Origin of the sequence: Pseudomonas sp. Root329 (genome assembly GCF_001424925.1) — a bacterium.
GTDB classification, from domain to species: domain Bacteria; phylum Pseudomonadota; class Gammaproteobacteria; order Pseudomonadales; family Pseudomonadaceae; genus Aquipseudomonas; species Aquipseudomonas arabinosi.
Map to the genome: position 1 here is coordinate 497,427 of NZ_LMCV01000001.1, position 26,747 is coordinate 524,173.

Genomic DNA, 26,747 nt, shown 5'->3' on the forward strand with positions numbered 1-26,747 from the left:
TTAATCACAGGAGCCCGTTATGCCCATTGCGCAACTGATCAGCCCGCAAGCGTTGGACCTGAAAAAGGAGCAGCCGGGGCTGGTGATTCTGGATTGTCGTTTTGCCCTCGAAGACCCGGATTACGGTCAGCGCAGCTATGCCGAAGGGCATATCGCAGGGTCGAGCTTTGCCGATCTTGAGCGTGATTTGAGCGGGACAGTGGTCAAGGGTGTGACCGGGCGTCATCCGCTGCCTGAACCTGAAAAATTGATCGAACGTCTGCAAGCCTGGGGCGTCAACGCCGACAGCGATGTGATTTTGTACGACGACGGTCCGGGTGCGTACGCGGCGCGGGCCTGGTGGTTGCTGGCCTGGCTGGGCAAACGTGACGGCGTGTTCATTCTGGATGGCGGGCTCAAGGCCTGGCACGCGGCCGGCTTGCCACTGAGTCTTGATGCGCCGCAGATTGAACGGGGCACCTTCACGGGGTCGCCGGACAACGTGCTGGTCTTGAGCGCTGAACAGCTCCAGAAGCGTCTCGGCCAGCCTGCGCTGACCCTGCTCGATGCCCGCGGCTTGCCGCGTTTCAAGGGCGAAGTAGAACCGATCGACCCGATTGCCGGGCACATCCCCGGCGCGCAATGTGCGGCGTTCACCGACAACCTGGGCAGCGACGGGCGTTTTCTGCCGGCGGATCAGCTCAAGCAGCGTTTTGCCTCGAAGCTCGGGGATCGTTCGCCGACTGATCTGGTGGCGTACTGCGGTTCTGGCGTGACGGCCTGTCACAACCTGTTTGCGTTGTGTCTGGCGGGTTATCCGTTGGGCTCGTTGTATGCCGGTTCATGGAGCGAGTGGATCAACGATCCTGCGCACGGCATCGCCATCGGCGAATAAACGCTTAATCCATGTGGGAGCGGGCTTGCTCGCGAAGGCGGTGTTTCAGTCGGAATTTATGTTGACTGACCCACCGCCTTCGCGAGCAAGTCGAATCGTCGCACCGCCGCTCCCACATTTGGATCTCCGTCGTTATCAATATCCCGGTAGCTGCCGCGCTGTGCGATACGCGCCCGGCCCAACGCCGTAAACCTGCTTGAATTGCCGACTCAGATGACTCTGGTCAGCAAACCCCAACTGCGTAGCCACTTCCAGCGGCAAACAACCGTTCTGTAACAGCGCCCGCGCCCGAGCGATGCGCTGCTGCATCAGCCAGGTGTGCGGTGGCATGCCCGTGGCGCGGCGGAACACCCGGGCGAAGTGGAAGGGCGAAAGATTGACTGCCGCTGCCAGTTCCTCCAGCGAAGGCGGCGTCGCCAATTGTGCTTGCAGCAGATCCTTGGCCAGCGTCACCGCGCGGTGTTCCTTGCCCGGCTTGCCGGCAATCGGCACGGCTGCGTGCCGTTGCAGCAGCGACAGCATCATTTCCCGCCAGACCGTTTGTTGTTGCAGGGCCGTGGACGGACTCTCCAGCAGATGATGCAGTTGGCAGAAACCCTTCACCAGATCCGGATCGCGATACAGCGTGGCGCCAAATGCTGGCAAGTCGTTGGTCGGCAGTTCCAGCTCGGCCAACAGCGACAGAATCTGACCGCTGTCCGGATAAAACGCCCGATACAGCCAGCCATCCTCAGTGCCTTTATGGCCGGTATGCAGTTCGTCCGGATTGATCAGCACCAGCGTGCCGCTGCCCGCCAGGTGTTCGGCACCGCGATAACGATAGCGCTGGGCGCCCGCCATGATCATGCCGATCACGTAACCGTCATGCACATGGGGCGCAAAACGGTGTTCGATGTAGCGCGCGGACAATAACTCGACGCCGGCCAACGGCGCTGTTTGCCAGAATCGGATCGACTCGCCCTGATCGACGTCCATGGCCTTACTGACGACCCACGGCGGTCAACCACTGTGGGATGCGGCGTTCCAGGTAGTAACCCGGTTGCTTGAACGAACCATCGACGAAGCCGACATGCCCACCCTTGGTCTGTAACTCGAATTGAGTGCAGGCGGACAATTCGTCGGCGTGCGGCAGGCTATGAGGAAATATAAACGGGTCATCGGCCGCTTGAATGATCAGGGTTGGCGTACGAATTTCGCCAAGGAAATAGCGACTTGAGGCGCGGTCATAGTAATCCTTGGCATCGGCAAAACCGTTCAGCGGCGCGGTGACCCGGCCATCGAAATCCCAGAACGTGCGCATGTTCTCCAACGAGCCCAGCGCGGCCAATGCCGCCAGTCCTTCCTCGCGCCCATCGTGCTGGAACTGGCGCTGCTTGTTTTTAATGTAGGCCACCATCTCGCGCATGAAATGCGCCTGATAGACCTTGGAGAAACCCTGGCCGATACGGTCGGCGCATTGATCGAGACGAAACGGCACCGACACCGCCACCGCACCGACCACGCCACTATTGCTGCCGGATTCGCCCAAGTGCTTGAGCAATACATTGCCGCCCATGGAATAGCCGACCGCATACAACGGCGCGAGCGGTCGTTGGGCCTTCAGGTGTTTGATGGTTTCGGCCAGGTCTTCACTGGCGCCAGAATGGTAGCTGCGCGGCAACAGATTTGGCTCGCCGGAACAGCCGCGCCAGTTCAGTGCGACGCTGGCCCAGCCTTGGGCACCCAGTGCTTTCTGCACCCCGGCCACGTAAGGCGAATTTGAAGAGCCGGTCAGGCCGTGTAACACCAGCACCAGTGGCGCATCGGCGCTGTGCGGGCCGTGCCAGTCGAGATCGAGAAAGTCGCCATCCTCAAGCCACAAGCGTTCGCGCTGGCGTTCGATGTGTGTGGTTTTGCGCCACAGCGGTCCCCACAAGGTTTGCAGGTGCGGGTTGCCGAGGCCGAAGGCGGGGGTGAAGCGTTCTGGCGTTTGGGGCACGATGGTTCTCGATGCAGCGGTGCGAGCCTCGCTTGAGGCGCGCACCTTTTTCAGGCCGGTTGGTTAACCGGCAATCTCTGCCATACGTTGCCACAGCGCGTAATACACCCGCCCGGATTTCTGCTCCCGGTGCAGGCGCCAGTTGCCTGGTAAGCCAAGGCTCGATGGCGCATTCTCGCTTTCAGTGTAGATCCAGGCTTTGTCGGCCAGCCACTGACGCTCTTCAAGTAATGCGCAAACGCCCGGCAACAGGTTCTGGTTGAATGGCGGATCGAGGAACACCAGGTCGTAAGCGGTCGCTGTCTGGGTTTCCAGGTAGCGCAGGGCATCGGCGGTCTGAATCTGGCCGGTGGTGCAGCGCAGCGTGCCCAGATGTTCCTTGATGCTGGCGACCGCGATGTTACTGGCGTCCAGCGCCTGACCCATGGCCGCGCCACGGGACAAGGCTTCGAGGAACAACGCGCCGCTGCCGGCGAACGGGTCCAGAACCTTGGCGCCAGCGACATAAGGCGCGAGCCAGTTGAACAGGGTTTCACGCACCCGGTCCGGCGTCGGACGCAGGCCCGGGGCATCCGGGAAGCTCAGCTTTCGGCTGCCCCATTCACCGCCGATGATGCGCAGTTGGTTCACGCCGTTATGGACGTTGTGTACGGGTTTTTTAGGACGAGTGGCCATTAATGCTCCGGAACCCCGAGCGGTTGCTCGGCAGGTTTATCAGTTGGGGCCGGTAACGGCTTTTGCGGCACGGTCGGGCCAGCGCTGACGATGACCATTTTGTCCGTGCTCAAATGTTTGTTCAGTGCGGTTTTGACTTGCTCGACCGTCAGGCTTTGGGACTCACGCATAAAGTCATCCAGATAACTCAGCGGCAGGTTGTAGAAACCCATGGCGCCGAGTTGGCCGACAATGTCGGCGTTGCTGGCGGTGGACAGCGGGAAGCTGCCGGCCAGTTCACGCTTGGCGTCGTCGAGTTCTTTCTGGGTCGGGCCGGTTTTAAGGTAGTCGGCGAGCACGTCCTGCACCAGTTTCAGCGTGCCTTCGCTCATCTCGGCGCGGGTTTGCAGGTTGATCATGAACGGGCCGCGAACCTGCATCGGGGTGAAACCCGAATACACGCCATAAGTCAGGCCGCGCTTCTCGCGCACTTCGCTCATCAACCGCGTGCCGAAGCCACCGCCGCCAAGAATCTGGTTGCCCATGGACAGCGCCGCGTAATCCGGGTCGTCACGGTCGATGCCCAATTGGGCGAGCATCAGGTTGGTCTGCTTGGACGGAAACTCGATGTGACCGATGCTGGCTTTCGGTTCCTCCGGTTGCGGGATTTTCGCCAGCTCCGGGCCTTTTGGCAGCGCGCTGGAGACTTGCGCAGCAATCGCCTCCGCCTCGGCACGAGACAGGTCGCCCACCAGCGCAATCACCACGTTGCCAGCCGCGTAGGCTTTCTCATGGAACGCCTTCAGCTGAGCCAGTGTGATCGCTGGAACGGTTTTCGCCGTGCCGTCGCTGGAGTGCGCGTACGGGTGATCGCCGTACAGGCGGTTCATCAGTTCCAGGCTCGCGAGTTTGCCGGGGTTCTGCTTCTGGTATTCGAAACCGGCAAGCATCTGGTTCTTGATGCGCGCAAAGGAATCGGCAGGGAAGGTCGGTTTGCCGACGACTTCAGAGAACAACTTCAGGGCCGGTTCGCGTTTGTCCGCGGCACTGAGGCTGCGCAACGAAGCCAATGCCATGTCTTTAAATGCGCCGTTGCCAAAGTCTGCGCCCAGGCCTTCGAAGCCCTGAGCGATGGCGCCGACATCTTTGCCGGCCACACCTTCGTTGAGCATGGCGTTGGTCAGCACGGAGAGGCCAGGTGCGTCGCCGTCCTGGCTGCTGCCGGCGGCGAAGATCAGGCGCATGTCGAACATCGGCAGTTCCCGGGCTTCAACGAACAGCACCTTGGCGCCCTCGGCGGTCTTCCAGGTCTGCACGTCCAGGGTGCGGTGGCCTGGCGCTTTGCCGTCGAGTTCGGCCAGCGATTGCAGCTTCTGGCTGGTCTTGGCCTTGTCGAGGGCTTCGCTGGCCTTGGATTCGTCGGTCTTCGAGAAGTAAAACGCGGCAGACCCGATCAATGCGACAGCGATCAGGCCCATCAGGACCAGGCGCGGTTTTTTACGCTCACTCATGAGTCGTCTCCTCCGGCAATACATGGGCGACGCTGAGACGTTCGCGGGTGAAGTACAGCTTGGCGGCCTTCTGGATGTCTTCCGGGGTCACGCTTTCCAGGTCAGCGAGTTCGGTGTCCATCAGCTTCCACGACAGGCCGACGGTTTCCAGTTGGCCAATGGCGGTAGCCTGGCTGGTGATCGAGTCACGCTCGAAAACCAGGCCGGCAATGACCTGGGCGCGGACGCGTTCCAGTTCTTCAGCGGACGGCGCGGTGGTTTTCAGCTGTTCGAGCAGCTTCCACAGGCCAGCTTCAGCCTGAGCCATGGTTTTGTTTTTCTGGGTGTTGGGCGTTGCCGACAAGGTGAACAGGCTGTCGCCACGGGTATAGGCGTCGTAACTCGACGAACCGCCGGAGACCAGCTCTTCGCCACGCTCCAGTTGCGTCGGAATGCGTCCGCTGTAGCCGCCGTCGAGCAGGGCGGAGATCAGGCGCAAGGCGTTGACCGAGCGTTTGTCTTCAGCAGTGGCGATGCTTGGCACGTTGAAGCCCAGCATCAGGCTTGGCAGTTGAGTCTGCACATGCAGGGTGATCTGCCGTTCGCCGGGCTCGGCCAGTTCCAGCGGGATTTTCGCCGGTGGCACGTCACGTTTGGCGATCGGGCCGAAGTAGCGCTGGGCCAGGGTTTTGACCTCGTCCGGGGTCACGTCGCCCACCACCACCAACGTGGCGTTGTTCGGCACGTACCAGGATTGGTACCAGTGGCGCAGCTCTTCGACTTTCATGCGGTCCAGGTCGGCCATCCAGCCGATGGTCGGCGTGTGGTAACCGCTGGCCGGGTAGGCCATGGCCTTGAAGCGTTCGTAGGCCTTGGACATCGGCTTGTCGTCGGTGCGCAGGCGACGTTCTTCTTTAATGACTTCGATCTCGCGGGCGAACTCGTCGGCCGGCAGGCGCAGGCTGGCCATGCGGTCGGCTTCCAGCTCGAAGGCCACGCCCAGACGGTCGCGGGCCAGCACCTGGTAGTACGCCGTGAAGTCGTCGCTGGTGAAAGCGTTCTCTTCGGCGCCGAGGTCGCGCAGGATCAGCGACGCTTCGCCAGGGCCGACTTTCTCGCTGCCCTTGAACATCATGTGTTCCAGGGCGTGGGACAAACCGGTCTGACCCGGGGTCTCGTAGCTTGAGCCGACCTTGTACCAGACTTGGGAAACCACCACCGGTGCACGATGGTCTTCGCGCACGACGACCTTCAGACCGTTATCGAGGGTGAATTCGTGGGTGGGTTGTGGATCGGCAGCCAGGGCCGAGAGGGGCAGACAAACTGTGCTGAGCAGCAGGCCTGCAGCGCGGCGGGCTAGAGCATTCATTCGTTTTTAAACCTTTGGGGCTGCCCGCTTGGTCTTAGCCTAGGCGGGCGAGGAGGTGCTAGGATACTGATCCGTTTTACTGGCGGCCACGCCTATCAGGCCTTTGATCGGTCAGCAGGTTGTTTGGGTTTACGGCGGAAGCTTTGAGTTTGTCAGCTAAACTCTGCGTTTTCGCCGACGATGCCGTTCCAGTCCTTCGTATTAGTCGACCTTTGAGGTGCTGTTTGCACCTCGACAAAATGTTGCGCGTGAACAAGCTGGGTCAATCGCAGTCTGTTCTGCATCGAATATTTATTTGCCGAGGCGCCCTTTGGCGCGTCGCTACCGTGAGATAGCCGTCCTCCATGTTTGGTTCCAACGACGACAAGAAAGCCCCAGCTGCGGCTGGTGAGAAGAAAAGCCTGTTCGGATGGCTGCGCAAAAAGCCGCAGGAACCCGTCGTCGAACAGCCACAGCCACTTCCTGAGCCCACGCCTGCGCCGGTAATAGAAGCAGAGCCCGCGCCGGTTGTCCTGCCGATCGCTGAGCCGGTGCTGCAAACGGCCATCGAGCCTGAGCCTGATGTTGTCGCCGAAGTCGTGACCCAGGTGCCGCTCACGCCCGTTGCCGAGCCATGGCTGACGTTGCCAGTGGCGGAAGAGCCGGTGGCATTGGTTGAAGATGAACTGGCGCCGCACGTTACACCACCCATTCCAGCACCGACTGCCTTTGCACCTGAGCCCGTTCAAGCGCCAGTGGTTGAGCCGGTTGTTGCGCCAGTGGTGGTGGCCGAGCCTGAACCGGTTGTTCCGGAACCTGTGGTGCCCGCATTCGTTGCTCCGGTTGCTCCGGTTGTTCAAGCGCCGGCACCGGTCGTCGCTCCCGTCGCTCCTGTTGCCGCCGCACCTGTCGTTCCCGTCGAAGCGCCTGCCGAGCCTGTGCGTACCGAAGAAACCAAAGCCGGGTTCTTCGCCCGCCTCAAGCAAGGCCTGTCCAAAACCAGCGCCAGCATCGGCGAAGGCATGGCCAGCCTGTTCCTGGGCAAGAAGATCATCGATGACGAGCTGCTCGAAGACATCGAAACCCGCCTGCTGACCGCCGATGTGGGCGTCGAGGCGACTTCGGTGATCATTCAGCATCTGACCCAGAAGGTCGCCCGTAAAGAACTGGCCGATGCCGACGCGCTGTACAAGTCCCTTCAAGCGGAACTGGCGGCGATGCTCAAACCCGTCGAGCAACCGCTGAAAATCACTTCGCAGAACAAGCCGTTCGTGATTCTGGTCGTCGGCGTCAACGGCGCGGGCAAGACCACCACCATCGGCAAACTGGCGAAGAAGCTGCAGCTCGAAGGCAAGAAAGTCATGCTCGCGGCCGGCGATACCTTCCGCGCCGCCGCCGTCGAGCAATTGCAGGTCTGGGGCGAGCGCAACAAGATCCCGGTCATCGCCCAGCACACCGGCGCTGACTCGGCTTCGGTTATCTTCGACGCCGTGCAAGCCGCCAAGGCCCGTGGCATTGACGTGCTGATCGCCGACACCGCCGGTCGTCTGCACACCAAAGACAACTTGATGGAAGAGCTGAAGAAGGTTCGCCGGGTGATCAGCAAGCTCGACGCCGACGCGCCTCACGAGGTGCTGTTGGTGCTTGATGCCGGTACAGGACAGAACGCGATCAGCCAGGCCAAACAATTCAACCAGACCGTCGAACTGACCGGCCTGGCGCTGACCAAGCTCGATGGCACCGCCAAAGGTGGGGTGATTTTTGCCCTGGCCAAGCAGTTTGGCTTGCCGATTCGCTACATCGGCGTCGGTGAAGGCATTGATGATTTGCGTACTTTTGAAGCAGAACCCTTTGTCCAGGCATTGTTTGCCGAGCGGGAGCGTTCATGATTCGTTTCGAACAGGTCGGTAAGCGCTACCCGAACGGTCACGTCGGCTTGCATGAGCTGAGCTTTCGAGTCCGTCGGGGCGAGTTTTTGTTTGTGACCGGCCACTCTGGCGCCGGTAAAAGCACCTTGTTGCGCCTGCTGCTGGCGATGGAGCGTCCGACCACCGGCAAATTGCTGCTGGCCGGGCAAGACCTGAGCACCATCAGCAACGCGCAGATCCCGTACTTGCGGCGGCAGATCGGTGTGGTGTTCCAGAACCACCAATTACTGTTCGATCGCACGGTGTTCAACAATATCGCGCTGCCCTTGCAGATCCTTGGGCTGTCCAAGGCCGAGATCACCAAGCGCGTGGATTCGGCGCTGGAGCGCGTGGCGCTGTCGGACAAAACCGATTTGTACCCTGGCGACCTGTCTACTGGTCAGCAACAGCGCGTCGGCATCGCCCGCGCCATCGTTCACCGCCCGGCCTTGCTGCTGGCGGACGAACCGACCGGTAACCTCGATCCGCGTCTGGCGGCGGAAATCATGGGCGTGTTCGAAGACATCAACCGTCTGGGCACCAGCGTGCTGATTGCCAGTCACGACTTGGCACTGATCGCCCGCATGCGCCACCGCATGCTGACCCTGCAACGCGGCCGATTGATCGGTGACGGGGAGGCCGGCGTATGAGTGCGACACGCAGCCCCAAGGTTTCCGAGCGCGTGGCCCCGAAGGCCGCCGATCAGCAACCGCAAAAGAAAAAACGCGACGATGATGACGGCCCGGATTTCGCGACACTGTTCCGTGCCTGGGTCGAGAGCCATCGCGCCAGCCTGCTCGATAGCTTGCGTCGTTTGGGCAAGCAGCCAATCGGTAGTTTCTTCACCTGCATGGTGATGGCGGTTGCCCTGAGTTTGCCCATGGGCCTGTCACTTTTGCTAAGTAATGTCGAGCGTCTCGGCGGTTCGTGGCAGCGTGCGGCGCAGATTTCCCTGTACCTGCAAATCGAGGCCAGCCCCGCTGAAGGCGAGTCGTTGCGCGAGCAGATCAAAGGCATGCCTGGCGTAGCTGATGCTGAATATGTCGGCCGCGATCAGGCGCTGGAAGAGTTCCAGCAGCAATCAGGGCTGGGCGAGGCGCTCAAGGAACTGCCGGAAAACCCGCTGCCGGGCGTGGTTCTGGTCACCCCGAACGAAGTCGACAAGCCCGCGCTTGAAGCATTACGACAAAAACTTTCCGAGCTGCCGAAGGTACAACAGGCGCAACTTGATCTAGTCTGGGTCGAGCGTCTGGCAGCCATCCTCAAACTGGGTGACCGTTTTGTCTTCGGTCTGACCGTGCTTCTGGTTTCTGCATTACTTTTGGTGATAGGCAATACCATTCGTCTTCATATTGAAAACCGCCGCACAGAGATAGAAGTGATTAAACTCGTCGGCGGCACTGACAGCTATGTGCGCAGGCCCTTTCTGTATATGGGGGCGCTTTATGGCTTCGGTGCGGGGATTCTTTCCTGGGGTGTATTGGCGTTCGGCCTTGATTGGCTGAACGACGCGGTGGTTGGGCTGGCCGGTTTGTACGGCAGTGATTTTGCGCTGGCCGGAGTGCCAGTTGCCGACGGTCTGTCTCTCTTGCTTGGCGCGGTGCTGTTGGGGTATATCGGTGCATGGATTGCAGTCGCACGCCACCTGCGGGAGCTTGCGCCAAAGTAATATCATTTTGCTCGTATTGACCTTTCAGCGTTTATGGGAACTTGTCTTTCGGTTTCCGGTCAATTTTCGCAGTGCTGAACTGCACGAGTTATGTAAGTCGGAGGTTTTTTCGTATGACCAATTCTTTGCAACCTGCATATGCTCTGGTCCCGGGTGCGAACCTGGAGGCCTATGTGCACACCGTGAACAGCATTCCATTGCTGACGCCGGAGCAGGAGCGTGAACTGGCCGAGAGTCTCTATTATGAGCAGGATTTGGGGGCGGCTCGGCAGATGGTGCTCGCCCACCTGCGTTTTGTTGTACATATCGCCCGTAGCTATTCCGGCTACGGTCTGGCTCAGGCTGACCTGATCCAGGAAGGCAACGTCGGCCTGATGAAGGCGGTGAAGCGCTTCAACCCGGAAATGGGTGTGCGCCTGGTTTCGTTCGCTGTGCACTGGATCAAGGCGGAAATCCACGAGTTCATCCTGCGCAACTGGCGCATTGTGAAAGTCGCGACCACCAAGGCCCAGCGCAAGCTGTTCTTCAACCTGCGCAGCCAGAAGAAACGTCTGGCGTGGCTGAACAACGAGGAAGTCCACCGTGTGGCGGAAAGTCTCGGTGTAGAGCCTCGGGAAGTGCGTGAGATGGAAAGTCGCCTGACCGGCCATGACATGGCCTTCGACCCGGCCGCGGAAGCGGACGACGACAGTGCTTTCCAATCGCCGGCCAACTATCTGGAAGACCACCGGTACGACCCGGCCCGTCAACTGGAAGATGCCGACTGGAGCGACAACTCGAACCACAACCTGCACGAAGCGCTTGAAGTGCTGGACGACCGTAGCCGTGACATCCTCTACCAGCGCTGGCTGGCAGAAGAAAAAGCCACGCTGCACGACCTGGCGCAGAAGTACAACGTGTCGGCCGAGCGTATTCGTCAGCTCGAGAAGAGCGCGATGAACAAGCTCAAGTTGTCGATCGCCGCCTAACCGCAGCTCAGGCATAAAAAAACGCCCCGATCATTGAGCGGGGCGTTTTTGTTTGTGTCCGATATTCCTGCCCCACCGCAAAACCAATGTGGGAGCGGGCTTGCTCGCGAATGCGGTTGTTCATTGAGCATTGATGTTGACTGGCACGACGCATTCGCGAGCAAGCCCGCTCCCACAGGGGATCTTTAGCGCTCAGAAATGAGTGATCGGTTACTGAGCCCAAGGTGCGCGGCGTGAATCATTGATTCCTACAAGGTAGCTATCACCGCCGAGCTGGCTCATCTGCTGTCGAATCCATCCCGCTCGCCGTGCGACGTAGTTAGTTGGATGGCCGGCGCTCCACACTCGCGGGTTAGGCAACACCGCCGCCAGCAAACTGGCCTGCTGCCGGGACAGCGAACGAGCGCCGACGCCAAAGTGATGCCTGGCGGCTGCTTCAGCGCCAAACACACCGTCATCCCACTCGACACTGTTGAGGTACACCTCAAGAATTCGCTGCTTGGGCCAGAACACTTCGATCAGCCCGGTAAACCAGGCTTCCAGGCCTTTGCGCAACCAGCTGCGGCCGGACCACAGAAACAGATTCTTCGAGACCTGCTGGCTCAAGGTGCTGGCGCCGCGAATCGTTCCGCCGAGTTCGTTGTGGGCCAGTGCGGCCTGGATCGCGCCAAAGTCAAAGCCCCAATGCTCCGGGAATTTCTGATCTTCGCCGGCAATCACCGCGACTTTCAGGTCATCGGAGATTTCATCCCAGGGTTTCCAGGTGCGTTGCAGGTCGATGGGCTCGCCGTCGAACCAGGATTCGACCTTGCGCTCGGCCATCAGCGCGGTTCCCGGTGGTGGTACCACGCGAAAGATCAGCACCAGCAATACGCTGCCACCCGCGAACCAGAGCAGGGCCTTCGTGAATCGTCGCAAAAATATACGCAGCATAGAGATGGCTTGGCCGAACCCGTTGAGCGGGCCATTATACAGACCCTGTGGATCGAGTCTGACTGGAGTTCTTCATGCTGCGTGGCTTTCTGATGCTGGCCGCTTTCTTCGGCTTCACCGGCGTTGCCCTTGGCGCGTTCGCCGCCCATGGCTTGAAAAGCCGTCTGACGCCCGAGTACCTGGCGATTTTCCACACCGGCGTGACCTATCAGTTGGTGCACACATTGGCATTGGTGGGCGTTGCGTTGCTGGCCACGCAGATTCCCGGGCGCCTGATCACCTGGGCGGGAGCATCGTTTGTCGTCGGCATCCTGCTGTTTTCCGGCAGTCTGTACCTGTTGACCATGACCGGCGTCAGCAAGCTAGGGATCATCACCCCCTTCGGCGGCCTGGCATTTCTGGTCGGCTGGTTGTGCCTGGGGCTTGCCGCCTGGCGGTTGAGCTGACCGGGTGGTCCATTTCATGACGAATGGCTTGGGTCGCCAAGACTGATCGGGCTAGAATGCCAGCCCCTAAAAATGATGGCGGCATTCGGTATGCGCATTCAGTTGAACGGCGAATCCCTTGAACTGCCCGACGGTGAAACCGTTGCGGCCCTGCTGACCCGTCTGGAACTGACCGGACGCCGGGTGGCGGTCGAACTCAATCTGGATATCGTCCCGCGCAGCCAGCACGCTGAAACCACGCTGAACGACGGCGATTCGGTCGAAGTCGTTCACGCCATCGGCGGCGGCTAGTCGTCCGGCCCTTAAGGGCACAGAATTCTGCAAGAACCTCACCCCTACAGAGGATTTCCCATGAGCATCGTTCGTAGCGACAAGCCCTTCGTCCTGGCCGGTCGTACTTACCAGTCGCGTTTGCTGGTAGGTACCGGCAAGTACCGCGACATGGAAGAAACCCGCCTGGCCATCGAAGCCTCGGGTGCCGAGATCGTCACCTTCGCCGTGCGCCGCACCAACCTCGGCCAGAACCCGGGCGAACCGAACCTGCTCGAAGTCCTGTCGCCGGACCGCTACACCTTCCTGCCTAACACTGCTGGTTGCTTCGACGCTACCGAGGCTGTGCGCACCTGCCGCCTGGCCCGTGAGCTGCTCGGCGGCCACAACCTGGTGAAGCTGGAAGTGCTGGCCGACCAGAAAACCCTGTTCCCCAACGTGATCGAAACCCTCAAGGCCGCCGAAGTGCTGGTCAAGGAAGGTTTCGACGTGATGGTTTACACCAGCGATGACCCGATCATTGCCCGTCAATTGGCGGAAATCGGTGTTATCGCGGTGATGCCGCTGGCCGGTCTGATCGGCACGGGCCTGGGGATCTGCAACCCGTACAACCTGCAGATCATCCTCGAAGAAGCCAAGATTCCTGTACTGGTGGATGCCGGTGTCGGCACCGCTTCCGACGCCACCATCGCTATGGAACTGGGTTGCGAAGCGGTGCTGATGAACTCGGCCATCGCCCACGCCCAGCAGCCGATCATGATGGCTGAAGCCATGAAACACGCCATCGTTGCAGGTCGCTTGGCCTACCTCGCCGGCCGCATGCCGAAAAAACTCTATGCCAGCGCCTCCTCGCCGCTGGATGGTCTGATCAAGTAAGAGCCATTGATGACTGAATCAAACGAAACGCCTATCCAGCCGGAAGAAGGCGAAGAGCGCCAACACCGCCGCATCAAGAGTTTCGTGATGCGCGCCGGGCGCATGACCGAAGGCCAGCAAAAAGGTCTGGAGCAAGGCACGCCGCTGTTCGTGTTGCCTCTGGCCGATGCGCCGGTGGACTTCGATCAGGTGTTCGGTCGTTCGGCACCGCGCTCGCTGGAAATCGGTTTCGGCATGGGCCATTCGCTGCTGGAAATGGCCGCGGCCTCGCCGGAGCAGGATTTCATCGGCGTGGAAGTGCACCGTCCGGGTGTTGGCGCGCTGCTCAATGGCGTGCTGACTCAGGGCCTGACCAACCTGCGGGTCTACGATTGCGATGCGATCGAAGTGCTCAACCTCTGTGTGGCCGACAACAGCCTCGATCGCCTGATGCTGTTTTTCCCGGACCCATGGCACAAGAGCCGCCACCACAAGCGTCGTATCGTTCAGGCGTCGTTCGCTGAGCTGGTGCGCAGCAAGTTGAAGGTCGGTGGTGTGCTGCACATGGCCACCGACTGGGAACCGTACGCCGAGTACATGCTGGAAGTGATGAACGTTGCGCCGGGTTATCGCAACCTGGCCGAAGACGGCAAATGCGTCCCGCGCCCGACCGAACGCCCGATCACCAAGTTCGAACGCCGTGGCGAACGTCTTGGGCATGGCGTGTGGGACCTGAAGTTCGAGAAACAGTCCTAAACCCTACGCAATACTAACTGTGGGAGCGGGCTTGCTCGCGAAGGCGGTGTATCAGTCGATATTAATGTCGACTGACACTCCCTCTTCGCGAGCAAGCCCGCTCCCACAGTTGTTTTCGGTTGTAGCTGAATTCAGCGGCGGTCGGCGACTACGCCGATCAGTACCAGCACCACCAACAACACCGGCGCCAGGCTGTAGTTGTTGAACTGGCTCAGGCCTTTGATGATCCACGGCGTGGCGTAAATCAGCGCGACGCCGCTGCCGATCATGCACAGCAGGGCCATCAGCGGGACGCGCAAGGCACCGGCGATGCTGCCCAAACGTTGGTCGACCCAGCCTTTGATATCGGCGCCAAACAACACCAGCAGGCAGCCCACCAGTGCCAGAGCGATTTCAGACAGGTTGCTACGGCTCCAGCGGGACGCGGTGGCGAGCAGGTCGAGTATCAAATCCATTCGTTTTCCCTTAAGGCTGAAATCAGCTCAGAAATGTCTGCAGCAAATCATTGAGAAACAGTTGTCCGCGCTCGGTGGCCGCCAGACGTGACGGTTCGACCTGCAACAAGCCACTTTGTTCGGCTTCGCGGCGGTGTTCGGCGAGGCTTTCCAGGGTCATCCCGGTGCGTTCCGGATATAGTCGCGATTCCACGCCTTCGGTCAGGCGCAGCGCGTTCATCAGGAACTCGAACGGCATCTCATCATTGGTCAACGCTTTCTCGCCAGCCTTAAAGCTTTTGGCCGGGTTGAGGTAGTCCTTCGGCAACCGGGTCTTCCAGGTACGAACGATGCGCCCGTCCGGGTGGCTGAGCTTGCCGTGAGCCCCGGCGCCGATGCCGATGAAGTCGCCGAAACTCCAGTAATTCAGGTTATGCCGCGCCGGGCGACCCGGTTGCGCGTAAGCCGAGACTTCGTATTGCGCGTAACCGTGTTCGGCGAGCAGCGCCTGACCCGCTTCCTGAATGTCCCACAACGTGTCGTCTTCGGGCAGCGTCGGCGGCTGGTTCCAGAACACCGTGTTCGGCTCCAGCGTCAGCTGATACCAGGACAAATGAGTCGGCTTCAGGGCGATGGCTGTACGCAGGTCGTTCAGGGCATCTTCCAGCGACTGATCGGGCAAGCCGTGCATCAAGTCCAGGTTGAAGTTATCAAACCCGGCCTGACGGGCCATGCCGGCGGCACGTACCGCTTCGTCACCGTTGTGAATCCGCCCCAGTGCCTTGAGTTTCTCTTCCTGAAAGCTCTGGATACCGATCGACAGGCGATTGATGCCCAGCGCGCGGTAGGCAACGAACTTCTCTTGTTCGAACGTCCCGGGATTCGCTTCCAGGGTAATTTCGATGTCGCTGGCAAACGGAATGCGTTGCTCGACGCCTTTGAGCAAACGGCCCAGGGCTTCAGCGCTGAACAGGCTCGGCGTGCCGCCACCAAAGAAGATCGAACTCAGCTCACGGCCGTAAACCGCATGCAGGTCCTGATCGAGGTCGGCCAGCAGCGCGTCCACATACTCTTCTTCCGGCAGCACCGGGCTGGCGGTGTGGGAGTTGAAGTCGCAATAAGGGCATTTGCGCACACACCACGGGATGTGGATGTACAACGCCAGGGGCGGCAGCACAGGCAGGGCGGCCCGAGGCGATTGGGCATCGCCGCCGAAGATCAGCGGCGATGCGGATGAGTCATGGATCATTTCAGGCCCAGACGCTGGCGCAGCAGATCCATTGCACGGGCGCGGTGGCTGATGAGGTTCTTGTCGCTCGGGCTCAACTCGGCGCTGGAGCAATCGCGCTCCGGCACCCAGAACAGCGGATCGTAACCAAAACCGTGTTCGCCGCTGGCCGCAGGCAGGATACGACCGTGCCACAGGCCTTCGCAGAGGATCGGCAGCGGATCATCGGCGTGACGCACCAGCGCCAGCACACAGACGAACTGCGCACCGCGCTCGGCTTCCGGCACGTCCTTCAATACGTCGAGCAGTTTGGCGTTGTTCGCCGCATCGCCCTGACCGTCGGCATAACGAGCCGAGTAGATACCCGGCGCACCGCCGAGGAAATCCACTGCCAACCCCGAATCGTCGGCCAGCGCCGGCAAGCCGGAGATGCGCGCGGCATTACGGGCCTTGAGGATGGCGTTTTCGACGAACGACAGGCCGGTTTCTTCAGGTTCGACGCTGCTGAACTCGCCGATCGAGCGCAGTTGCACCGATTCGCCGAGCATGGCCTGAAGTTCTTTGAGTTTGCCGGCGTTGTGGCTGGCCAGTACGAGTTGCGTGAAGTTGATCATTCGCCGGGGAAGAGCTCTTGGTTGAAATTGATGGTGTTGATTTTATCGCCGTTCTGCACCTTGATGTCGAAGGTCCGGACTTCCTGTTGATCGACCGGGAACTGGGCGATGTAGTAGATCGCGCCTTGTTCAGTGATCTGTTTGAACTTCAACGGCACGGTCTGGCTGGTCAGGTCTTTCACCGATCCGCTGACGTCAGCGGTCAGTGGTTTGCCATCCTTGAGCACGGAGACGTTTATCACACCCTGGTTCTTGCTCCGCGTCAGCCCGGCCGCTTTGGCGATGTCGGGTGTCAGGAAGGTGGAGTTGAAGGTGTTGTAGTGCACCGTTACATCGCCAAAGGTTTCCTTGCGCTCGCCTTTGATGACGTCGGCGGCCATGGCGGTGACGCTCAGGCAGGCAGTGAGTAAAAACAGCGCTAGACGACCCATGTTCGTTCTCCTTGGAATGGCGTGGTTCAGACAGCGACCTTGTGATCCTGCAGCCCGGGGCTGCTGACACGGTAAATACCGATCTCACCTAACAGATTAGGCCATAGCTTACTGGCCCACCCGTGCCGATGCTGTTGATCCACGGCAAGCCGATCAATGACCCTGGCTTCACGTTCGCGACACAACGCTTCAAAGTCTTCGAAGGTGCAAAAGTGGATGTTCGGCGTGTTGTACCAGGTGTACGGCAGAAAATCGGACACCGGCATCCGGCCCTTGCTCGCCAGGTACCAGCGGCAGCGCCAGTGACCGAAGTTGGGGAAGGTGATGATGCACTGGCGACCGACGCGCAGCATTTCGTCGAGGATCTTGTCCGGGTAGTGCACGGCTTGCAGCGCCTGGGTCATGACCACGACGTCGAAGCTGTTGCTGGCGAAGTTGCCCAGGCCCTTGTCCAGGTCCTGCTCAATCACGTTGATGCCCTTGGCCACGCACTCGGCGATGTTGTCCGGGTCGTTTTCCAGGCCATAGCCGGTCACTTGCTTGTTATCGCGCAGCCAGGTCAGCAATTCGCCATCGCCGCAACCGAGGTCGAGCACGCGGCTGCCGGCGGGGATCCATTCCTGGATGATTTCCAGATCAGCTCTCATGGCTTTCTCACAACGTAATGCGGTTCATGTAATTGCTGAATGCCTGCAAGTAGCGCGGGATCGGAATCAGGAAGGCGTCGTGGCCTTGCGGAGCGTCGATCTCGAGGTAGCAGACGTCTTTCTTGGCCGCCATCAGCGCGTCCACCAGTTCCCGCGAGCGGGCGGGGGAGAAGCGCCAGTCGGTGGTGAAGGACATCACGCAGAACTTCGCCTGGGCGTTGGCGAAGGTTTTCGCCAGGTCATCGTCAAAGTTCGCTGCCGGATCGAAGTAGTCCAGCGCCTTGGTCATCAGCAGGTACGTGTTGGCGTCGAAACGCCCGGAGAACTCTTCACCCTGATAACGCAGGTAGCTTTCGACCTGGAACTCGACGCTGTGGAAGTCGTAGTTGAGCTTTTCGCTCTTCAGGCCCCGGCCGAATTTCTCGCCCATGGAGTCATCGGACAGGTACGTGATGTGCCCGACCATCCGCGCCAGCATCAAGCCACGCTTGGGGATCACGCCCGCTTCCTGGAACGAACCGCCGTGGAACTCGGGGTCGGTGAGGATCGCCTGGCGCGCCACTTCGTTGAAGGCAATGTTCTGCGCCGACAGCTTGGGGGCCGAGGCGATGGCCAGGCAGTGGCGAATGCGATCCGGGTAGGTGATGCTCCACTGCATGGCCTGCATGCCACCGAGACTGCCGCCAATCACGGCGGCCCATTGGTTGATGCCGAGCAGGTCGGCCAGGCGCGCCTGGCTGTGAACCCAGTCTTCCACGGTCAGCACAGGGAAGTCGGCACCGAACGGCTTGCCGGTTTCCGGATTGATGCTGCTCGGGCCGGTGGAGCCGTTGCAACCGCCGAGGTTGTTCAGGCTGACCACGAAGAATTTGTTGGTGTCGATCGGCTTGCCAGGCCCGATGCAGCTGTCCCACCAACCGGGTTTACGATCGTCGGGGCTGTGGAAGCCGGCAGCGTGATGGTGACCCGACAAGGCGTGGCAGATCAGCACGGCGTTGCTCGCCGCGGCGTTCAGCGTGCCGTAGGTTTCGTAGATCAGGTCATAAGCTGGGAGCGAACGGCCGCAGGCCAAGGCCAGGGGTTCACTGAAGTGCGCCACTTGCGGCGTCACCAGACCAACAGAATCGGGGGGAAAGGCAGCTGGCATCGACCCTGCTCTCGTTGAAATGAGGCGTAAGTCTAAAGACCGCTGCCTTTAGCAGCAAGCAAAGGCCGGGCCTGATTTCATTCAGTTAGACCGAGGTGCGCCATTCGCGAGCAAGCCCGCTCCCACAGGGGAACGCATTCCAATGTGGGAGCGGGCTTGCTCGCGAAGAACGATGACGCGGTCAGCCTGCCGGGCGCAGCAGGTCCGGCAAATCCGGCAACTTCTTCGGCGAACAAATCCGCACCCGCTTCTGTCGGTTCAACTCGCCGCTGATCAAGCTCACCTGACTCTTGGACACCCCAAACGCCTTGGCCAGAAACGCCATCAAATACGCGTTGGCCTTGCCTTCAACCGGCGGTGCCGTCAGGCGAATCTTCAATCGATCCCCATGCAGCCCGCAGAAATCATCGCTGCGGGCCGCCGGTTGCAGGTGACATTCCAGAATCAGGTCGTCACCGTCCCAGCGAAAGTAGCTCACCGGGTCAGATCAGCAGACGCAGGATTTCCGGCATCATCGTCATGGCGGCGAGGTTGTTGATCACCAGCATGTCGATCAGCTTGAGCACCATGAACGCCAGGATCGGCGAGATATCCAGGCCGCCAAGGTTTGGCAGAATCTTGCGGAACGGCGCCAGGGCTGGCTCGCAAATCTGGTTCACCAGCTCGGCGCCAGGGTTATGGCTGCCCGGTGCGACCCAGGACAGGATCACGCTGATGATCAGGGCAAAGAAGAAAATCTTCAGGAACAGCGCGGTCACGCCAATCAGCGACCAGATCAGCAATTGCAGCGGGTTACCGGTGGTGCCGTAAGTCAGCAGCAGGGTCAGGGCCATCAACGCCAGTTGCACGAGGATTGCCAGCACCAGCGAGGACATGTCCAGGCCGAACATGCTCGGGATGATCCGGCGCAATGGCTTGAGCAGCGGCTGAGTGGCCTTCACGGCGAACTGGCAGAGCGGGTTGTAGAAGTTCGCGCGTACCAGTTGCAGTACGAAGCGCAGCAGCACGATCAGCAGGTACAGGCTGCCGAGTGTTTGCAGCACGTAGACCGCTGCAGTGTTCAATCCAATCATGTAAGGCTCCTTATTGACCCAATTGTTCGGCCATCTCGGCCGAGCGGTGCGCAGCGGCGCCGAGTGCTTTTTCTACCAGGGCTTCGAAGCCGCCGGCCTGGAACGACTTGATCGCCGCTTCCGTCGTGCCCGCAGGCGAGGTCACGCGGCGACGCAGTTCCGCAGCGTCGACGTCACTGGCGACGGCCATGTGAGCGGCGCCCAAAGCGGTTTGCAGGGTCAGTTGTGCGGCGATGTCTGCTGGCAGGCCGAGCTTCACGCCCGCGGCGGTCATGGCTTCGATCAGCAGGAAGAAGTATGCAGGGCCCGAGCCGGAAACGGCGGTGACCGCGTCCAGCTGTTGCTCTTCATCCAGCCACAGGGCAATGCCGACGGCGGACAGCAGTTCTTGCGCCTGTTTGCGTTGCTCGGTGTTCACTTCAGCCGTGGCGAACAAGCCGCTCACGCCCTGACGCAGCAGCGCCGGGGTGTTGGGCATGCAACGCACGATCGGTTGGGCGCCAAGCCAGTTGTTCATGCTGGCGCAGGTGATGCCGGCCGCAATCGAGACCACCAGTTGATTCGGCTTGAGGCTTGGGCGAAGCGCTTCGCAGACGGCTTTCATCGCTTGGGGTTTGACCGCCAGTACGACGACTTCGGCGCCCTGGATGGCGTCGGCGTTGTCGGCGAACACCTCGATACCGTGTTCAGCGTTCACGCGAGCGCGGGTTTCAGCGCCCGGATCACTGGCGCGGATCTGCGCGGCATCCAGACCTTTGGCGCGCAGGCCGCCGATCAGGCTGGCCGCCATGTTGCCGGCACCGATAAAGGCAATACGAGTCTTGCTCATGTCAGGTCCTTATAAAGAGAGGAGTCAGCCATTTTTCAAGGCTGGCCGTAGTCGCGGGCGCCAAACAGGGCCGTACCGATACGGACCCAAGTGGCGCCTTGGGCGATGGCGGACTCGAGGTCGTGGCTCATGCCCATGGAAAGTGTGTCGAGCGGCAGGTTCAGGCTGGCTTGCAGGCTTTGTACGGCAGCAAAAGCGGCATCCTGGGCGGCGCGATCTTCGGTCGGCTCGGGGATCGCCATCAACCCGCGCAGCTTGATGCGCGGCAGTTCGCTGATGGCATTGGCCAGGGCCGGAAGATCAGCCGGGGTGCAGCCGGACTTGCTGGCTTCACCGCTGACGTTGACCTGGATGCAGATGTTCAGTGGCGGCAAATCGGCAGGACGTTGTTCGGACAGGCGTTGTGCGATTTTCAAACGATCCACGGAATGCACCCAGGCGAAGTGCTCGGCGATAGCGCGAGTCTTGTTCGATTGAATGGGGCCGATGAAGTGCCAGATCAAGGGCAGGTCGGCCAATTCGAGCTGTTTGCTCAGGGCTTCCTGCAGGTAGTTCTCGCCAAAGTCGCGCAGCCCGGCGGCATACGCTTCGCGCAGGGCTTCGGCGGGCTTGGTCTTGCTCACAGCCAGCAGCTGGACGCTGTCTTCGTCGCGTTTTGCGGCAAGGACGGCAGCGTGGATGCGTGAACTAACCTGAGCGATGTTGTCTGCTATCGTGGACATCAAGAGGCGCCGGCGGCTGAAGGTTCGCGGCATTCTACTGGAATTGAGGAACGCTATGGATATCACTGAGCTGCTGGCTTTCAGCGCGAAACAGGGCGCGTCCGACTTGCATCTGTCTGCCGGCCTGCCACCGATGATTCGGGTCGACGGCGATGTGCGGCGCATCAACCTGCCGGCCCTGGACCACAAGCAGGTGCAGGCGCTGATCTACGACATCATGAACGACACGCAGCGGGTGGACTTCGAGAAGCACCTGGAGACCGACTTCTCCTTTGACGTGCCCGGCGTGGCGCGTTTTCGGGTTAACGCGTTCAACCACAATCGCGGTGCTGGCGCGGTGTTCCGGACCATTCCGTCCAAGGTCCTGAGCATGGAAGATCTCGGTATGGGGGAAGTGTTTCGCAAAATTACCGAAGCGCCGCGAGGGCTGGTGCTGGTGACCGGTCCGACCGGTTCCGGCAAATCCACCACCCTGGCAGCGATGATCGATCACCTGAACACCCATCGTCATCAGCACATCCTCACCATCGAAGACCCCATCGAGTTCGTCCACGAGTCACGCAAATGCTTGATCAATCAGCGTGAAGTCCATCGTGATACACGCAGTTTCGCCACGGCTCTACGCTCGGCCCTGCGGGAGGACCCGGACGTGATTCTGGTGGGGGAGATGCGGGATCTCGAGACCATTCGCCTGGCGTTGACCGCCGCCGAAACCGGTCACCTGGTGTTTGGCACGCTGCACACGACCTCGGCGGCGAAAACCATTGACCGGGTGGTGGACGTGTTTCCGGGGGACGAAAAGTCGATGGTTCGTTCGATGCTGTCCGAGTCGTTGCTGGCGGTGGTATCGCAGACATTGGTCAAGAAGATCGGCGGCGGGCGGATCGCGGCCCACGAAATCATGCTCGGCACGTCAGCGATCCGTAATCTGATCCGCGAAGACAAGGTGGCGCAGATGTACTCATCGATTCAGACCGGGGGAAACCTGGGGATGCAGACGCTGGATATGTGCTTGAAGGAGCTGGTGAGCAAGGGCTTGATCAGCCGCGAGCATGCGCGGGAGAAAGCGCGCACGCCGGATGGTTTTTGAGGCTTAAAAGCAAAAGATCGCAGCCTGCGGCAGCTCCTACAGGGAAATGCATAGTCCCGTGTAGGAGCTGCCGCAGGCTGCGATCTTTTGATCTTGCTTCAAATCAGCGCTGAACAACCTGAATGGCGTTCTTCTCTTTCGGCATAACCCGCTTGGCAACCACGTAGTGGCTTTCCCAGTAGGGTTTCTTCAGCGTATCGATGGTCACCGACTTGCCACGACGTGGTGCGTGGATGAAGCGGTCGTTGCCCAGGTAGATGGCAACGTGATTGACCCGACGGCTCTTGATGTTGAAGAAAATCAGGTCGCCAGGCTTCAGATCCTTGCGATCGACTTTCTCCCCATGACCGCTGGCCATGGCGTTGGACGTGCGCGGCAGGTCAAACGTGGCGTCGTTGAACGCGTATTTCACCAGTCCACTGCAGTCGAACCCTTTACTTGGGCTGCTGCCGCCCCAACGGTACGGAGTACCCAGGACGTTTACGGCGCGGCTCAGCACGTTGCTGCTTTCCTTGGTCGCCATCGGCGGAACCAGGCCGCTTTTGCTGCTGCTCAGCAGGGGAGCGTGTTTTACGGTCTGTTTGTTTTTGCTCGAAGGAGCAGAAACATGGGATTTTTGGGTGTAACCATTAACGTTAGGAAGACGTTGCTCACGATTGGTGGCGTGGGCGGCCAGTGGCATCAAAAGGCAAATGGTTAGCCATGTCTTGAAAAATGGACGCATTAGGCAAGGCTCATATAAGTTAGCGCGCAACTTTATAACAGCTTTTTTGGCCCTTCCGAGGCCGTTGGTCGATTCAACCTTGGGGTCAACGGAACCAAATAAGCGGAAAATAGACGCGATTGTCGGACACAACGCTTGTGGTACAAGGCTTTGACGGGACACAAGGTAGCATTTGCCATGCGTCGGCAACCTGTAAAAAAGTCACAAAGATTTAAAGAATATTTATCTATCGTGTGAATAGAGGTCCTTCATGAACACCTATCAACAGCCCGTTCCGCATCAAGACACGCACAGCAAAGTGATCGGTTACCTGCTGTGGGTTTTCGGTTTTACCGGCGCTCACCGCTTCTATTACGGCAAGCCGGTGACGGGGACGATCTGGTTCTTCACCTTCGGTTTGTTGGGTATCGGTTGGCTGATCGACGTGTTTCTGATCCCGGCCATGGATCGTGAAGCGGACCTGCGGTTCACCGCGGGGCCTATCGAGTACAACGTCGCGTGGATTCTGTTGACGTTTCTTGGGGTGTTCGGCTTACACCGGATGTATCAGGGGAAGTGGATCAGCGGATTGCTGTATCTGTTGACGGGTGGGTTGTTCTTTCTGGGGGTGCTGTATGACTTCTGGACGCTGAATGACCAGGTGTCGATTCGCAATGCCCAGAACCGAGGCGCCTTCCAGTAAGTCTTCGTCGGATCGCCGCCCGGAGCCGGCTCGCTCCCACAGGGTTGATGCGGTCCTTGTGGGAGCGAGCCTGCTCGCGAATGCAGGCGACGCGGTCTTACGCCTGGTGGCTAATGCGTCCATCCACCAAGGTGTAACGCACCACGCCCGGCAGGCTGTGGCCAATGAACGGGCAGTTTTCGCCTTTGGACAGCCAGGTTTCGCCGGCCACGGTCGACGCCGCCGGATCGAACAGCACGATGTCCGCCGGTCCACCTACCGCCAGTTTGCCCGCCGGCAGGCGCAAGGCCTCGGCAGGTCCGGTGCTCAAGCGCGCCAACAGCGTCGGCAGATCCAGCAAACCGTCTTCCACCAGCGTCATCGCCAACGGCAGCAGCAGTTCAACGCTGCTGATGCCTGGCTCTGTGGCCCCGAACGGCGCCAGTTTGGCGTCCCGCTCGTGGGGTTGGTGATGGCTGGAGATGGCCGAGACCACACCCGATTTCACCGCTTCACGCAGGCCATCGCGGTCGGCGCGGGTGCGCAGCGGCGGCTGGACGTGATAGAGGCTGCTGAAGCCGATCAGCGCTTCGTCGGTCAGGATCAGTTGATACAGGGCGACATCGGCCGTCACCGGCAGGCCGCGAGCCTGGGCCTGAGCGATCAGGGCCACGCCACGGGCGCTGGTGAGCTGGCTGAAGTGCGCGCGCACGCCACTTTGTTCGACCAGCAGCAGATCCCGCGCGAGAGCCACAGTTTCGGCAGTTTCGGGAATGCCCGGCAAACCGAGGAAACTGGCGGTCGGGCCTTCGTGGGCCAGGCCACCTTCGGCCAGGTCATGGTCCTGAGAGTTGAAAATCACCGTCAGGTCGAATGTTGCGGCGTATTCCAGCGCCCGGCACAGCGTGCGGGTGTTGCGGAAGCTGTCCAGGCCGTTGCCGAAGGCCACGCAACCGGCATCGCGCAAGGCAACCAGTTCGGCCAGCTGTTCGCCGTCCAGGCCTTTGCTCAGGGCGCCGATCGGGAACACCTTGGTGTTGCCGGCCTCGCGGGCGCGGTCGAGGATCAATTCGGCCACGGCCGAGGTGTCCAGCACCGGTTTGGTTTTCGGTGGGCAGCACAGGCTGGTGACGCCACCGGCCGCGGCGGCGCGGGTTTCGCTGACGATTGATCCTTTGCGGCTGTAGCCCGGCTCGCGCAGGGCGACGTTCAGGTCAACCAGCCCAGGGGCGGCGACCAGACCTTTGGCGTCGAGGGTGTCGACGGCGACAAAACCGGCCGGGGCGGCGCCAAGGGCAATGATCTTGCAGGCTTCAATATGGATATCGGTAACTTGATCCAGGCCACTGGCCGGATCGATGACGCGGGCGCCGAGAATGCTGAGCTTCACTGGGCGTTCTCCTGCTCGAATTGGCGCTGGGCAGTCTGCCCGCTCATGGCCATGGACAGCACGGCCATACGAATCGCGATGCCGTAGGTGACTTGATTGAGGATGACCGAGTGCGGACCGTCGGCAACCGCCGACTCGATTTCCACGCCGCGGTTGATCGGCCCCGGGTGCATGACGATGCAATCCGGTTTGGCGCCGGCCAGGCGCGCGGTGGTCAGGCCGAACAGGCGGTAGAACTCACCTTCGCTCGGCAGCAGGCCGCCAGTCATGCGTTCACGCTGCAGGCGCAGCATGATCACCACGTCGACGTCTTTCAGGCCTTCGGTCATGTCGGTGTAAACCTTCACGCCGTATTGCTCGATGCCGATCGGCAGCAGGGTTTTCGGCGCGATCACGCGGATGTCCGGGCAGCCGAGGGTTTTCAGCGCCAGCATGTTCGAGCGCGCCACCCGCGAGTGCAGGATGTCGCCGACGATGGCCACCGAAAGGTTTTCGAAGCCGCCCTTGTGCCGACGGATGGTGAGCATGTCGAGCATGCCCTGGGTCGGGTGGGCGTGACGGCCGTCGCCGCCGTTGATGATCGCCACTTGCGGGCAGACATGTTCGGCGATGAAGTGCGCCGCGCCGGAGTCACCGTGGCGCACGACGAACATGTCGGCGGCCATGGCTTCCAGGTTGCGCAGGGTGTCGAGCAGGGTTTCGCCCTTGCTCGCCGACGACGTGGACACGTTCAGCGTGATCACGTCCGCCGACAGCCGCTGGGCGGCCAGTTCGAAGGTGGTGCGGGTGCGGGTGGAGTTCTCGAAGAACACGTTGCACACGGTCTTGCCGCGCAGCAACGGGACTTTCTTCACCGCCCGGGCGCCGACTTCGAGGAACGAGTCGGCGGTGTCGAGGATTTCCGTCAGCAGCTCGCGGCGCAAACCGTCGAGCGAGAGGAAGTGGCGCAGCTGGCCCTGATCATTGAGCTGCAGCGGGCGCTTGGTTTCTAGAGGCGTCATCGCGAGGGGGACTCTCAATAGGGCGAATTAAAGGGCGAGGTCTTGCAGTTCGAGCTTGAGTTCCGGGCCGGACAGTTTCACCCGTTCGTGGGCCGCCAGCGACAGGGTCGCGCCGACTACATTCGGGCGGATCGGCAGCTCGCCGGCGTCCAGGTCCAGCAGGCACACCAATGTCACGCTGGCCGGGCGGCCGTAGTCGAACAGCTCATTGAGGGCGGCGCGGATAGTCCGGCCGCTCATCAGCACGTCGTCGATCAGCACCAGGTGCTGGCCTTCGATCTCGAACGGCAGGGCGGACGGGCGCACTTGTGGGTGCAGGCCGTTCTGGCTGAAGTCGTCGCGGTAGAAGGAGACGTCCAGGGTGCCGAGGGGCGAGTCGCTGCCCAGTTCATCGAGCAGCGCCTGGGCGACCCAGACACCACCGGTACGAATACCGATGTAGCGCGGCTCGCTGATGCCACGGTGTTCCAGGTGCGCCTTGAGACGGGTCGCCATCTGGCTGATCAGTTCGGCGGGATTGGGCAGGCTCATGGTTGCTCCTTCTTGGGCCCGAGCCGGGTTCTGCTGGAGAGGTGGCTCGGGTTGTCGCTAAGTAGAGACGCGTGTTG

The 26,747-nt window shown here is 60.7% G+C and carries 31 protein-coding genes; 11 read left to right on the plus strand and 20 right to left on the minus strand.

Annotated elements, in window-relative coordinates:
• Positions 1-19: 19 nt before the first annotated feature.
• Positions 20-874, plus strand: a complete 855-nt coding sequence (locus tag ASC74_RS02295) for a sulfurtransferase (RefSeq protein WP_056738927.1) — start codon at positions 20-22, stop codon at positions 872-874.
• Positions 875-1,009: 135 nt separating this feature from the next.
• Here the strand turns inward: ASC74_RS02295 and ASC74_RS02300 are convergent, their stop codons facing one another.
• The 5 genes from ASC74_RS02300 to ASC74_RS02320 all read right to left on the minus strand — a co-directional run bounded on the left by ASC74_RS02300 (position 1,010) and on the right by ASC74_RS02320 (position 6,365).
• Entirely contained in the window at positions 1,010-1,849 is an 840-nt protein-coding gene (locus ASC74_RS02300) for an AraC family transcriptional regulator (RefSeq protein WP_056738929.1), read from the minus strand.
• A gap of 4 nt (positions 1,850-1,853) precedes the next feature.
• On the minus strand, positions 1,854-2,852 hold the full coding sequence (locus ASC74_RS02305) for a hydrolase (RefSeq protein ID WP_056738931.1): 999 nt from the start codon (positions 2,850-2,852) through the stop codon (positions 1,854-1,856).
• A 63-nt stretch (positions 2,853-2,915) separates the two neighbouring features.
• Positions 2,916-3,527, minus strand: a complete 612-nt coding sequence (rsmD, locus tag ASC74_RS02310) for a 16S rRNA (guanine(966)-N(2))-methyltransferase RsmD (protein WP_056738933.1) — start codon at positions 3,525-3,527, stop codon at positions 2,916-2,918.
• Positions 3,527-5,017 carry a M16 family metallopeptidase gene (locus ASC74_RS02315; RefSeq protein WP_056738935.1) on the minus strand — a complete coding sequence of 497 codons (1,491 nt, stop codon included), beginning with the start codon at positions 5,015-5,017 and terminating at the stop codon, positions 3,527-3,529. The genes rsmD and ASC74_RS02315 overlap by 1 nt, the downstream gene beginning before the upstream one ends.
• Positions 5,010-6,365 carry a M16 family metallopeptidase gene (locus tag ASC74_RS02320; protein WP_046045214.1) on the minus strand — a complete coding sequence of 452 codons (1,356 nt, stop codon included), beginning with the start codon at positions 6,363-6,365 and terminating at the stop codon, positions 5,010-5,012. The genes ASC74_RS02315 and ASC74_RS02320 overlap by 8 nt, the downstream gene beginning before the upstream one ends.
• 344 nt (positions 6,366-6,709) lie before the next feature.
• On the opposite strand from ASC74_RS02320, the gene ftsY reads away from it, so the two are divergent.
• The 4 genes from ftsY to rpoH all read left to right on the plus strand — a co-directional run bounded on the left by ftsY (position 6,710) and on the right by rpoH (position 10,888).
• Positions 6,710-8,233, plus strand: a complete 1,524-nt coding sequence (gene ftsY, locus ASC74_RS02325; protein ID WP_056738936.1) for a signal recognition particle-docking protein FtsY — start codon at positions 6,710-6,712, stop codon at positions 8,231-8,233.
• Positions 8,230-8,901, plus strand: coding sequence for a cell division ATP-binding protein FtsE (gene ftsE, locus ASC74_RS02330; RefSeq protein ID WP_056738938.1), 672 nt, complete (start codon positions 8,230-8,232; stop codon positions 8,899-8,901). The genes ftsY and ftsE overlap by 4 nt, the downstream gene beginning before the upstream one ends.
• Positions 8,898-9,920: a permease-like cell division protein FtsX gene (ftsX, locus tag ASC74_RS02335; RefSeq protein ID WP_008152652.1), complete on the plus strand. Its 1,023-nt coding sequence runs from the start codon at positions 8,898-8,900 to the stop codon at positions 9,918-9,920. Before ftsE ends, ftsX begins: the two co-directional genes overlap by 4 nt.
• 113 nt (positions 9,921-10,033) lie before the next feature.
• Positions 10,034-10,888: an RNA polymerase sigma factor RpoH gene (rpoH, locus tag ASC74_RS02340; RefSeq protein ID WP_007897890.1), complete on the plus strand. Its 855-nt coding sequence runs from the start codon at positions 10,034-10,036 to the stop codon at positions 10,886-10,888.
• Positions 10,889-11,098: 210 nt separating this feature from the next.
• Here the strand turns inward: rpoH and mtgA are convergent, their stop codons facing one another.
• Entirely contained in the window at positions 11,099-11,821 is a 723-nt protein-coding gene (gene mtgA / locus ASC74_RS02345; RefSeq protein WP_056738940.1) for a monofunctional biosynthetic peptidoglycan transglycosylase, read from the minus strand.
• A gap of 74 nt (positions 11,822-11,895) precedes the next feature.
• Here mtgA and ASC74_RS02350 point away from each other — a divergent pair, with 74 nt between their 5' ends.
• The 4 genes from ASC74_RS02350 to trmB all read left to right on the plus strand — a co-directional run bounded on the left by ASC74_RS02350 (position 11,896) and on the right by trmB (position 14,148).
• Entirely contained in the window at positions 11,896-12,267 is a 372-nt protein-coding gene (locus tag ASC74_RS02350) for a DUF423 domain-containing protein (protein WP_056738942.1), read from the plus strand.
• Positions 12,268-12,357: 90 nt separating this feature from the next.
• Positions 12,358-12,558 carry a sulfur carrier protein ThiS gene (gene thiS, locus ASC74_RS02355; RefSeq protein ID WP_007897898.1) on the plus strand — a complete coding sequence of 67 codons (201 nt, stop codon included), beginning with the start codon at positions 12,358-12,360 and terminating at the stop codon, positions 12,556-12,558.
• 60 nt (positions 12,559-12,618) lie between these two features.
• Complete coding sequence (locus tag ASC74_RS02360) at positions 12,619-13,413, plus strand: thiazole synthase (RefSeq protein WP_008068101.1); 795 nt, start codon at positions 12,619-12,621, stop codon at positions 13,411-13,413.
• A 9-nt stretch (positions 13,414-13,422) separates the two neighbouring features.
• Positions 13,423-14,148, plus strand: coding sequence for a tRNA (guanosine(46)-N7)-methyltransferase TrmB (gene trmB, locus ASC74_RS02365; RefSeq protein WP_046045219.1), 726 nt, complete (start codon positions 13,423-13,425; stop codon positions 14,146-14,148).
• Positions 14,149-14,279: 131 nt separating this feature from the next.
• Here trmB and ASC74_RS02370 read toward each other — a convergent pair whose 3' ends face one another.
• The 10 genes from ASC74_RS02370 to ASC74_RS02415 form a co-directional block, all read right to left on the minus strand.
• A complete protein-coding gene (locus tag ASC74_RS02370; RefSeq protein WP_046045220.1) occupies positions 14,280-14,603 on the minus strand; it encodes a DUF3392 domain-containing protein in 324 nt (107 codons plus the stop codon).
• A 22-nt stretch (positions 14,604-14,625) separates the two neighbouring features.
• Positions 14,626-15,831, minus strand: coding sequence for a radical SAM family heme chaperone HemW (gene hemW, locus ASC74_RS02375; protein WP_056738944.1), 1,206 nt, complete (start codon positions 15,829-15,831; stop codon positions 14,626-14,628).
• Positions 15,828-16,424 carry an RdgB/HAM1 family non-canonical purine NTP pyrophosphatase gene (gene rdgB, locus ASC74_RS02380; RefSeq protein WP_056738946.1) on the minus strand — a complete coding sequence of 199 codons (597 nt, stop codon included), beginning with the start codon at positions 16,422-16,424 and terminating at the stop codon, positions 15,828-15,830. The genes hemW and rdgB overlap by 4 nt, the downstream gene beginning before the upstream one ends.
• Positions 16,421-16,855 carry a DUF4426 domain-containing protein gene (locus tag ASC74_RS02385; protein WP_046045223.1) on the minus strand — a complete coding sequence of 145 codons (435 nt, stop codon included), beginning with the start codon at positions 16,853-16,855 and terminating at the stop codon, positions 16,421-16,423. The genes rdgB and ASC74_RS02385 overlap by 4 nt, the downstream gene beginning before the upstream one ends.
• Positions 16,856-16,881: 26 nt before the next feature.
• On the minus strand, positions 16,882-17,502 hold the full coding sequence (gene metW / locus ASC74_RS02390) for a methionine biosynthesis protein MetW (protein ID WP_008152632.1): 621 nt from the start codon (positions 17,500-17,502) through the stop codon (positions 16,882-16,884).
• Between the two features lie 7 nt (positions 17,503-17,509).
• Positions 17,510-18,649 carry a homoserine O-succinyltransferase MetX gene (metX, locus tag ASC74_RS02395; protein ID WP_056738948.1) on the minus strand — a complete coding sequence of 380 codons (1,140 nt, stop codon included), beginning with the start codon at positions 18,647-18,649 and terminating at the stop codon, positions 17,510-17,512.
• A 181-nt stretch (positions 18,650-18,830) separates the two neighbouring features.
• Positions 18,831-19,127 (minus strand): DUF167 domain-containing protein, encoded by a 297-nt coding sequence (locus ASC74_RS02400; RefSeq protein WP_008007416.1) that lies wholly within the window; start codon positions 19,125-19,127, stop codon positions 18,831-18,833.
• A gap of 4 nt (positions 19,128-19,131) precedes the next feature.
• A complete protein-coding gene (locus tag ASC74_RS02405; RefSeq protein ID WP_017341276.1) occupies positions 19,132-19,722 on the minus strand; it encodes a YggT family protein in 591 nt (196 codons plus the stop codon).
• A gap of 10 nt (positions 19,723-19,732) precedes the next feature.
• The gene (proC, locus tag ASC74_RS02410) at positions 19,733-20,551 is read right to left on the minus strand and encodes a pyrroline-5-carboxylate reductase (protein WP_056738949.1); all 819 of its coding nucleotides are present in this window, start codon (positions 20,549-20,551) and stop codon (positions 19,733-19,735) included.
• Positions 20,552-20,586: 35 nt separating this feature from the next.
• Entirely contained in the window at positions 20,587-21,273 is a 687-nt protein-coding gene (locus ASC74_RS02415; protein ID WP_056738952.1) for a YggS family pyridoxal phosphate-dependent enzyme, read from the minus strand.
• 55 nt (positions 21,274-21,328) lie between these two features.
• Here ASC74_RS02415 and ASC74_RS02420 point away from each other — a divergent pair, with 55 nt between their 5' ends.
• A complete protein-coding gene (locus tag ASC74_RS02420; RefSeq protein WP_056738953.1) occupies positions 21,329-22,363 on the plus strand; it encodes a type IV pilus twitching motility protein PilT in 1,035 nt (344 codons plus the stop codon).
• A gap of 103 nt (positions 22,364-22,466) precedes the next feature.
• Here ASC74_RS02420 and ASC74_RS02425 read toward each other — a convergent pair whose 3' ends face one another.
• Positions 22,467-23,087 carry a C40 family peptidase gene (locus ASC74_RS02425; protein ID WP_056738956.1) on the minus strand — a complete coding sequence of 207 codons (621 nt, stop codon included), beginning with the start codon at positions 23,085-23,087 and terminating at the stop codon, positions 22,467-22,469.
• A gap of 250 nt (positions 23,088-23,337) precedes the next feature.
• Here ASC74_RS02425 and ASC74_RS02430 point away from each other — a divergent pair, with 250 nt between their 5' ends.
• Complete coding sequence (locus ASC74_RS02430) at positions 23,338-23,769, plus strand: NINE protein (protein WP_056738959.1); 432 nt, start codon at positions 23,338-23,340, stop codon at positions 23,767-23,769.
• Positions 23,770-23,866: 97 nt separating this feature from the next.
• Here ASC74_RS02430 and ASC74_RS02435 read toward each other — a convergent pair whose 3' ends face one another.
• From ASC74_RS02435 to pyrR, 3 genes are read right to left on the minus strand one after another with little or no spacing between them, the layout of a single operon-like run.
• Positions 23,867-25,138, minus strand: a complete 1,272-nt coding sequence (locus tag ASC74_RS02435; protein WP_056738961.1) for a dihydroorotase — start codon at positions 25,136-25,138, stop codon at positions 23,867-23,869.
• A complete protein-coding gene (locus ASC74_RS02440) occupies positions 25,135-26,139 on the minus strand; it encodes an aspartate carbamoyltransferase catalytic subunit (protein WP_007897943.1) in 1,005 nt (334 codons plus the stop codon). The genes ASC74_RS02435 and ASC74_RS02440 overlap by 4 nt, the downstream gene beginning before the upstream one ends.
• A 27-nt stretch (positions 26,140-26,166) precedes the next feature.
• A complete protein-coding gene (gene pyrR / locus ASC74_RS02445) occupies positions 26,167-26,670 on the minus strand; it encodes a bifunctional pyr operon transcriptional regulator/uracil phosphoribosyltransferase PyrR (protein WP_008152613.1) in 504 nt (167 codons plus the stop codon).
• Positions 26,671-26,747: the final 77 nt, after the last annotated feature.